The organism is Chloroflexus sp. (assembly GCF_034435895.1).
GTDB lineage: Bacteria > Chloroflexota > Chloroflexia > Chloroflexales > Chloroflexaceae > Chloroflexus.
On the sequence record NZ_DAOTWH010000262.1, the window covers coordinates 25,723 to 32,447 of the forward strand.

Genomic DNA, 6,725 nt, shown 5'->3' on the forward strand with positions numbered 1-6,725 from the left:
CCAGACTCGGCTGGCTTGCTGGCCCAGCCTGAAGTTCCGCGAGAAATACGGTACAATGCAGTTATGCGTCGACTACTCATCCTCTGCTTGATCGCACTGCTAATCGGATTAGGGCCGCTGCCAGCGGCTGCCAATACCGCCGCCGGCACGCCGGTGCTCTTCCGCGAGACGGGGCATACCTTGGCTTATGCGTTCCGCGAGTTTTATGACCGGCAGGGAGGGTTGCCGATCTTTGGCTACCCGCTGACCGAAGTATTCATTGAAGATGGCCGTCCGGTGCAGTATTTCGAGCGGGCCCGCTTCGAGTGGCATGCCGATTTGGCGCTGGTGCAGGTGGGGCATCTGGGGCGGTGGGCGGCGGCGGCGTATGCTGATCATCCTGCCTTCACCCCACTGCCGGCGGCGCCGGCCAATGCCGATTTCTTCCCTGAAACCGGCCATAGCCTGAGCGGCGCATTCCGCACCTTTTGGTGGTGGAACGGCGGCTTGCCTACCTTCGGCTACCCGCTGTCGGAGCCGTTTGAGATTAGTGATGAGAATGGCCAACCCCGGCTGGTGCAATATTTCGAGCGAGCCCGTTTCGAGTGGCATCCCCAAAACCCGCCGCGCTATCAGGTGTTGCTGGGCCATTTGGGGCGTGCATGGTTGGCTGCCCATCCGGCGCCGGAATGGACACTCGCGCCGGTGAAAACCGTCGATGCCGCGTGGGCTGCCGTGCGCCCTACTCGCGTGCGCGTGCCCCGGATCGGGGTTGATACCGAGGTGGTCAGCGCCGGCTTCTCGTTCGGCGCGTGGGATGTGCCGCGCTACACGGCAGTCCATTACTGGCCGATCAGCGGGTATCCCGGCACGAGCGGCAACATTGTCATTGCCGGGCATGTCGGCTATCGCGGCATCATCTTTCATCAACTGCCGGCGATTGCGGTTGGCGACGAGGTGTTGGTCACGGTGAACGGCAGCGACCGCCGCTATATTGTGCGCGAAGTTGTCACCGTCCTGCCGGAAGAGACGTGGGTGCTGGCGCCTACCAGCAGCGAAACCTTGACCCTCATTACCTGTGTGCCGATTGGCGTCTACTCGCATCGCCTGATTGTGCGCGCTACGCCAGTCGCCGGCTTGTGAGAAGGGGGAGCTATGGAACAACGCCGTCGTGGATCGGGCTGGATTGGCTGGCTCGTGTTCCTGCTGTTTATTCTGGGGCCGTCTATTCTGCCGCCGTTGGCGCGCTGGCTGACCCAACAGACCGGGGTGCCAATCGGCACCACCGAACTGTTTATTGCCCTGATTGTGTTGATGGTGGTCATCTCAGTTATATTTGGCGCGCTGCGCCAGTCGAGCGAAGGCGGTGGCAGGCCGTCAATGCCGGAAGAGAATGACCCCTTCAGCATTCCATCAGCACAGGGTGAAGTCTTTCGTCTACCTTCCGCAAACCCTGACGAGGTGTTTCGGATGCCGCCGCCGCCACCCGAACCGCCGCGCATGCCGGCTTCGTCAACCAATCTGCCCGGCGCACCCCGTTTCGAGCCAATTATCGATCCGCGGATTTTGACGATAGGGATTATCGGGGTGGTATTCATTGGCTTGGTGTTCGGTGTGCTGTTTTTGTTGACCAACCCGTAACCGGTCTGCTCCTTTGCCTGAAGAAAACGCATGAATCTGTACGATTCTTTTGCTCGGTATTACGATGCCGATTTTCGCCATTTTCACGATGATGTGCCCTTTTACCGCGAGTGGGCGCGCCGCACTGGTGATCCGATTCTGGAATTGATGTGTGGGACAGGGCGAGTCCTCGTGTCGTTGGCCAGTGCCGGTTATCGTCTCACCGGCGTCGACCTTTCGCCGGTGATGCTGGCGTTGGCCAGCGAACGGCTGGCCGCCGAAGGCTTGGCCGATCGGGTGACGCTGATCGAAGCCGATGTGCGCGGCGTAGTCTTGCCAGAAAACCATTTTCCATTGGCGTTTGTGGCGGTTAATTCGTTCATGCACTTAACCACGATTGAAGATCAGCTTGCAGCACTAGCGGCGGTGCGCCGGGCGCTTACCCGCAAAGGGACGCTGATCATCGATCTGTTTAACCCCGATCCGCTGACCATTACCCGTGAAGATGGCCGGATGCAGCTCGAGCGCAGCTACGAACTCGATGGCCGCTATGTGCAAAAATTCGTCGTGATCGAGAGCGATGCCGCCGAACAGATCAGCCATGTCACTTTCATCTACGACGAAACGGCGGCTGACGGCGCATTGACCCGGCGTACGATGCAGTTTACGATGCGCTGGCTCTACCGCTTTGAGCTGGAACATCTGCTGGCGCGGGCCGGCTTTACCCTCCGCGCTATCTATGGCAATTACGATTTGGAACCGTACACTTCGGCGAGCCCGCGTTTGATAGCGGTGGCCTCGCCGCGCCGTTAGGCGGCGTTGTTGCTGAAGGAGCACGCTCGTATGCTGTCGATCCAAGAGATTATGGCCCTGATACCACACCGGTATCCGTTTCTGTTGGTTGATCGGATTGTCGAGCTGGAGCCGGGGGTGCGCGCGGTGGGTGAGAAGTTGGTTTCGGTGAATGAACCCTACTTTCAGGGCCATTTCCCCGGCAACCCGATTATGCCCGGCGTGCTGATCCTAGAGGCGCTGGCCCAAACTGGCGCAGTGGCGGCGCTGAGCCTGCCCGAAAACGCTGGCAAGCTGGTGCTCTTTGCCGGGATTGACGGCGCGCGCTTTAAGCGGGTGGTGCGCCCCGGCGATACCCTGCGGCTGGAAGTGCAGCTCGAACGGATGCGGCGCGGGATCGGCAAGGGTCAGGCCCGCGCCACTGTCGCCGATCAACTGGCGTGCGAAGCCGAGTTGCTCTTTGCGCTCCAGTAGGCCACGGCGCGCCGTGGCCCGATAAGTAAAGAGCGAAAGCGCAGCAGAGGCCGAGAAGGCGAATCAGTTCACACCACTTTGCGCCTTTTGCGCTAAAACTCTCTGCGCCTTGGCCCGCTTGGCGGCTTAGTGTTGACCCTCACCCCCGTCCCCTCTCCCACTGGTGCGGGAGAGGGTCGCTGCTGCGTTCCGCGGGAGCAGTGTCTATCCCACCAATATCGGATTCCCCTCGCCCACCATCAGGTGGACGAGGAGGCTAGGCGGTGTGGGCCAGCAGCCCACGCCGCGGGCTTCGTAACCCTAGCCCGGCCCTTTAGGGCCGGGGGTTCCGGATCAGATGTTCTGTCAGCCCTTGAACCCGCTGGGGGAGGGAGTAGGTTGTTGACCGCAGAGGACGCGGAGGGCGCAGAGAATGATCCCCTTCCCAACCCTCTGTGTCCTCTGCGTTCTTAGCGCCTTTGCGTTTACGTCATCTGCGCCTTGACCCGCTTGGCGGCTTTATGTTCACCCTCACCCCCAGCCCCTCTCCCACTGGTGCGGGAGAAGGGCGCTGCTGCGTTCCGCTCCTGCAATGCCTTACGCTCCCTGTCGTGAGTTGGAAGCAGGGCCGGGGGTAACGCTAAGGCGCAAAGCGCGCAAAGGCATAGAGCGTTTACACGCAAAGGGCGCGAAGGGGCATAAAGGGTGTTGGATAGATATGTCATCATTGGCATCCGCCGCGGTACAAGCTACTGCTCAACCGGCTTTGACCACGCCACCACCAAGCACGACAGCGCCGCGACCAGCGCCACCGGCCCAAACAACAGTTTTTCGCCGAGGCTTGGCGAAGCGAGATTGGCTAGGGTATTCAGGAACAGGTAAGCGGTTATCAGCCACGCCACGATCACCAGCCCTCTCCCCGGACGGCCTGTGCCATCAAGCCCGGCGCGCCGCCGGATGGCGTAGGCCGATAGGGCTAGCATGGCAATTGCCGCTACCCCGCCAATCTGTACCGTCGGGTTGAGCGTTTTCTGTGTCCCGCCCCATGCCCACGAGACCGGGATCACGCCGCTGATCAACAAAAGCTGTCCCACTATCGCGAGGGCAAAAGCGCCGGTCGCGATTTGACCAGCTATGCGCGCCGTCGCCGGGTTACGCCATTGTTCCATAGTCCTGCCCTTATCGGTGGTGAAGGAAAACCTCTACAATGCCCATTGTAGGCGATGATTGTTAAGGGCAGGCCAAGCCTGTCAGAAGGGTTATGGGTGAGAGTGGTGGTGAGGTGAACCAATTTTGCATGGCCATAGCAGACTAGCTGAATATGCTATGATCTAGAAAACTATCCTTATATTCGCGAGGTCGGCTATGAGCCGTGCAACAATGCTCAATACGCGCACGATCAGCTTTCTTGAGCTGATCGGAAACGGGAAACGCTATCGCGTGCCGCCATATCAGCGTGATTATTCGTGGTCGGAAGAACAATGGGAAGATTTGTGGAACGATATTCTCGCCTTGCGCCAGCAAACAAGTGAATATCATTATATGGGCGCTTTGGTTGTACAAGAGGCGAGCGGCGATCACGATCTGTTGATTATTGATGGTCAACAACGCATGGCAACGCTCAGTATCTTGGCGTTGGCGGTGATAGATCGGTTAGTGATTTAGCTCAACAAGGGATTGATGAGGATAACAATCGTGAACGGGCCAAGGAATTGCGTAACCGGTTTATCGGTGAGCGCGATCCGGCCTCGTTAATCGAGAGTAGCCGGCTGACACTGAACGAAACTGATAATCCATTTTATCAAGACTATCTAGTGCAGTTGCGTAAACCGCTTAATCCCCGCGGTTTGCCAAGATCTAATCGATTGTTGTGGCAATGTTTTCAATATTTCAAGGAGCGCCTCGGCGATTTACGCGATATTCAACAGAATGGCATTGAACTCACTCGTTTATTATCTGAGACAATCGCTCGTCAATTGTTATTCATTCTTATTACTGTCGCCGATGATCTCAGCGCATACACTGTATTTGAAACGTTGAATGCGCGAGGATTAGAGCTAACCACAACCGATTTGATCAAAAATTATCTTTTCTCATTGGTCAAGGTAAAAGCTGATCAAGAAGCGCTGCAACGGCGTTGGCAAAAACTGATTGACACTGTAACCCCGGAGCGTTTCCCTGAATTTTTGCGTTATCACTTGCTCTGCGAACTCTCTCAAGTGCGCAGCCAACGACTCTTTAAACTCATTCGCGAACGAGTGCGCGATCCGGTTGAGGTATTCACGCTCCTCTCCGTGCTTGAGTCACGGGCTGAGCTATTCGCCGCCTTGTCAGATCCAAATCACGGATTCTGGCTTGCTCTTAGTGAGGCCCGACCATACATTCGCGAACTCAACCTATTTCGTGTGCGCCAGATGACCCCAGTGCTATTTGCCGCTTGGGAACGATGGATGCCTGATAATCCTGCTAATTTTGTCAGTATGCTTAGGATGGTTTCGATCATTTCTTTTCGCTACACTGTAGTCAGCGCATTAAACCCTAACGGATTGGAACCGGTATATCACGAAGCAGCCAAAGCTATCATCGCTCATCAAGCCAAAACTCCGGCGGCAGTGTTTGAGTTATTGCGTCCGATTTACGTGAAAGACGATGAATTCGAGAATGATTTTGCTACCTTGGCCATTTCAACCAACGGTCAACGCAAAAAGCTGGTCAAATATATCTTGGCAATGCTCGAAAGCTATCGTTCTGGCCGCCATTGCGATCCTGATACCGATCCGGGTTCGATTGAACATATTCTGCCCGAAAATCCGAGCCAAGAGTGGGAACAGACGTTTCCTCAATCCCAATGGGAAGCTGCTGTATACCGCTTAGGCAATCTCACGCTGCTCTCTGCACCGGATAACCGGCGCGCCGGCAATGCCAGTTATCGCGAAAAGGTGGACATCTACCGGAAGAGTGCCTATCAATTGACCAGAGAAGTTGCTGATCTGGCGCCAGAGGAATGGACGATGGAGTTGCTCGAACACCGCCAACGTAAGTTGGCGCGCACTGCTACGATGGTTTGGCGCATTGACGCGGGTTGGCACTGGATGAAACCACGCGAAGACGGCAAGGTCACATAGAGCAATGCCATCTTCGCGTAGCATGCGCGCTTAGGTTCCGTTCATCCTTCCCACTGTTCGAGCCGCTGCTTGACCGTGGCGAGGAAGCGATCGGCGGTAGCACCGTCGGCGATCCGGTGGTCGAAGGTAAAGGAGAGGTAGCAGAGCGGGCGAATCGCGATGGCGTCAAGCCCGTTTTGGGTGATGACGACCGGACGCTTGACCACTGCGCCGATGCCGAGAATCCCGGCTTGCGGCTGGTTGATGATCGGTGTGGCAAACAGGCTGCCGGTGACGCCGTGGTTCGTGATGGTAAAGGTGCCGCCGTGGGTCTCTTCAGGCCGCAGCCGTTTGGTGCGCGCCCGCTCGGCAAGATCGTTGACAGCGCGGGCCAGACCGAGCAGATTCTTCTCGTCGGCGTCGGGAATAACCGGCACCAGCAAGCCTTCATTGAGCGCCACCGCTACGCCGATGTTGATCCGGCGGTGCATCACGATGCCTTGCTCGGTGAAGCTGCCGTTGAAGACCGGCGTCGCTTGCAGACCGGCCACGGTCGCCATCACGAAGTAGGGGGTGAGAGTCAAGCGCACCCCTTGCCGGTTGAAGGCTTCTTGATGGGCAGCGCGGTGCGCGAGCACCCGGCTCAGATCGACCTCCATCACCGTGGTCACGTGCGGCGCAGTGCGCACCGAGCGAGCCATGTGCTCGGCGATGCTGCGCCGCATTGGCGTCAGCGGCACCAGTTCGGCGTCGGCGGGAATCTCGACCGGCGCCGGG

At 57.8% G+C, this 6,725-nt stretch carries 8 protein-coding genes; 6 read left to right on the forward strand and 2 right to left on the reverse strand.

Annotation, left to right across the window (positions count from 1 at the left end; all coding sequences use genetic code 11):
* The first annotated feature begins 63 nt into the window (after positions 1 to 63).
* The 4 genes from U9R81_RS15115 to fabZ are packed head-to-tail and all read left to right on the forward strand — an operon-like array spanning position 64 to position 2,865.
* Positions 64 to 1,122, forward strand: coding sequence for a sortase (locus U9R81_RS15115; RefSeq protein ID WP_322496262.1), 1,059 nt, complete (start codon positions 64 to 66; stop codon positions 1,120 to 1,122).
* Between the two features lie 12 nt (positions 1,123 to 1,134).
* A complete protein-coding gene (locus tag U9R81_RS15120) occupies positions 1,135 to 1,620 on the forward strand; it encodes a hypothetical protein (RefSeq protein ID WP_322496263.1) in 486 nt (161 codons plus the stop codon).
* A gap of 30 nt (positions 1,621 to 1,650) precedes the next feature.
* Positions 1,651 to 2,412, forward strand: a complete 762-nt coding sequence (locus U9R81_RS15125; RefSeq protein WP_322496264.1) for a class I SAM-dependent methyltransferase — start codon at positions 1,651 to 1,653, stop codon at positions 2,410 to 2,412.
* Between the two features lie 30 nt (positions 2,413 to 2,442).
* Positions 2,443 to 2,865 carry a 3-hydroxyacyl-ACP dehydratase FabZ gene (gene fabZ / locus U9R81_RS15130; RefSeq protein WP_322496265.1) on the forward strand — a complete coding sequence of 141 codons (423 nt, stop codon included), beginning with the start codon at positions 2,443 to 2,445 and terminating at the stop codon, positions 2,863 to 2,865.
* Between the two features lie 728 nt (positions 2,866 to 3,593).
* Here the strand turns inward: fabZ and U9R81_RS15135 are convergent.
* The gene (locus tag U9R81_RS15135; RefSeq protein WP_322496266.1) at positions 3,594 to 4,013 is read right to left on the reverse strand and encodes a hypothetical protein; all 420 of its coding nucleotides are present in this window, start codon (positions 4,011 to 4,013) and stop codon (positions 3,594 to 3,596) included.
* 196 nt (positions 4,014 to 4,209) lie between these two features.
* Between U9R81_RS15135 and U9R81_RS15140 the strand changes: the two genes are divergently transcribed.
* The gene (locus U9R81_RS15140) at positions 4,210 to 4,509 is read left to right on the forward strand and encodes a DUF262 domain-containing protein (RefSeq protein WP_322496267.1); all 300 of its coding nucleotides are present in this window, start codon (positions 4,210 to 4,212) and stop codon (positions 4,507 to 4,509) included.
* 47 nt (positions 4,510 to 4,556) lie between these two features.
* Entirely contained in the window at positions 4,557 to 5,969 is a 1,413-nt protein-coding gene (locus U9R81_RS15145) for an HNH endonuclease family protein (RefSeq protein WP_416180975.1), read from the forward strand.
* Positions 5,970 to 6,010: 41 nt separating this feature from the next.
* Here the strand turns inward: U9R81_RS15145 and U9R81_RS15150 are convergent.
* Positions 6,011 to 6,725: dihydrolipoamide acetyltransferase family protein (locus U9R81_RS15150; RefSeq protein WP_322496268.1), on the reverse strand; the 715-nt coding region annotated here is incomplete at its 5' end.

Excerpts from the sequence above, each read along its gene's own strand:
- U9R81_RS15115 (WP_322496262.1), top strand. The coding sequence starts at position 64 with ATGCGTCGACTACTCATCCTCTGCTTGATCGCACTGCTAATCGGATTA.
- U9R81_RS15120 (WP_322496263.1), top strand. The coding sequence starts at position 1,135 with ATGGAACAACGCCGTCGTGGATCGGGCTGGATTGGCTGGCTCGTGTTC.
- U9R81_RS15125 (WP_322496264.1), top strand. The coding sequence starts at position 1,651 with ATGAATCTGTACGATTCTTTTGCTCGGTATTACGATGCCGATTTTCGC.
- fabZ (WP_322496265.1), top strand. The coding sequence starts at position 2,443 with ATGCTGTCGATCCAAGAGATTATGGCCCTGATACCACACCGGTATCCG.
- U9R81_RS15135 (WP_322496266.1), bottom strand. The coding sequence starts at position 4,013 with ATGGAACAATGGCGTAACCCGGCGACGGCGCGCATAGCTGGTCAAATC.
- U9R81_RS15140 (WP_322496267.1), top strand. The coding sequence starts at position 4,210 with ATGAGCCGTGCAACAATGCTCAATACGCGCACGATCAGCTTTCTTGAG.